A 1,544-nucleotide genomic window follows, 5' to 3' on the forward strand; every position below is an offset into this window, starting at 1 on the left:
GCCCGGGCCCAGCGAGCGTGGGCCGCCGCCCCCTACACCGAGCGCGCAGCCGTTCTGCGCCGCGCCGGCGATCTCTTCGCCCAGCACACCGACGAGATCGTCGAGTGGTCGATGCGCGAGACCGGCTCGGCCCGTGGCAAGGCCGGTTTCGAGGTGCACCTGGCCGCGACCGAGGCGCACGAGAGCGCAGCCCTGGCCTCACAACCCAACGGTGAGGTGCTGCGCAGCGAACAGCCGCGCCTGAGCCTGTCCCGGCGGGGCCCGGNTCGGGGTCATCGCGCCCTTCAACTTCCCCCTGATCCTGGGCCTGCGCTCGGTCGCCCCCGCCCTCGCTCTGGGCAACGCCGTGGTGCTCAAGCCCGACCCCCGGACCGCCGTGGCCGGGGGAGCGGTCATCGCCCAGATCCTGCGGGAGGCCGGGCTGCCAGAGGGGCTCCTGCACGTGCTGCCCGGGGGTGCCGAGGCCGGGTCGCGCCTGGTGGAGGAGCCCGCGGTGCGCGTGGTCTCCTTCACCGGCTCCACCGAGGCCGGACGCAAGGTCGGCGAGGCCGCGGGCCGTCACCTCAAGCGCGCACATCTGGAGCTGGGCGGCAACTCCCCGCTCGTGGTCCTGGAGGACGCCGACGTCGAACGCGCCGCCTCGGCCGGGGCGTGGGGTTCCTTCCTGCACCAGGGCCAGATCTGCATGACCACCGGACGGCATCTGGTGCACTCCTCCATCGCCGACGCCTACGTCGAGCTGCTGGCCGCCAAGGCCGAGGCGCTCGCGGTCGGCGACCCGCAGCAGGAAGGCACCGCGCTCGGGCCACTCATCGACGAGGGACAGCGCGACCGGGTGCACGGCCTGGTGAGCCGCAGTGTGGAGGCCGGGGCCCGGGTGCGGGCGGGTGGCACCTACGACGGGCTGATGTACCGGCCCACCGTCCTGGACCGGGTGACTCCCGACACCCCCGCGCACGCCGAGGAGGTCTTCGGCCCGGTCGCGCCCGTCATCGCCTTCGACACCCTGGACGAGGCCGTGGAGATCGCGACAGCCTCCGACCACGGGCTCTCCCTGGGCGTGCTCACCGGAAACCCGATGCGCGGCATGGAGCTCGCCGAACGCATCCCCACCGGCCTGGTGCACGTCAACGACCAGACGGTCGATGACGAGGCCGTGGCTCCCTTCGGGGGTGTGGGCGCCTCCGGCACCGGGTCGCGCTTCGGCGGTACCGCGGCCAACCTGGAGGCCTTCACCGAGACCCAGTGGGTGACGATGCAGGCCGACATCCGCACCTACCCGTTCTGACCCGGGAACCGGGCCGGCGCAGGCGTCGGACGGCGACACCCTGTGCCGCCGTCCGACGCCTGCGCGCAAAACGGTTCGGCAGCACGCCGTGAGACCGGTATGATCACCAATCGACCCACACGGGCGCGTAGCTCAGTCGGCTAGAGCGGTTGCCTTACAAGCAATAGGTCAGGGGTTCGAGTCCCTTCGCGCCCACGTATCCCGGAGGAGTACCGGCCATGCCCCGCCTCAGCGCGGGGCATGGCCGGGACTGCCG

General features: G+C 72.7%; 1 tRNA gene and 1 pseudogene. Both read left to right on the top strand.

The window, feature by feature from the left end:
* A pseudogene (locus D474_RS28895) lies at positions 1-1,288 on the top strand (aldehyde dehydrogenase family protein); the annotation flags it as partial.
* 121 nt (positions 1,289-1,409) lie between these two features.
* Positions 1,410-1,483 (top strand) — tRNA-Val (locus tag D474_RS0115690).
* Positions 1,484-1,544: the final 61 nt, after the last annotated feature.

Origin of the sequence: Nocardiopsis salina YIM 90010, from assembly GCF_000341025.1 — a bacterium.
Taxonomy (GTDB): domain Bacteria; phylum Actinomycetota; class Actinomycetes; order Streptosporangiales; family Streptosporangiaceae; genus Nocardiopsis; species Nocardiopsis salina.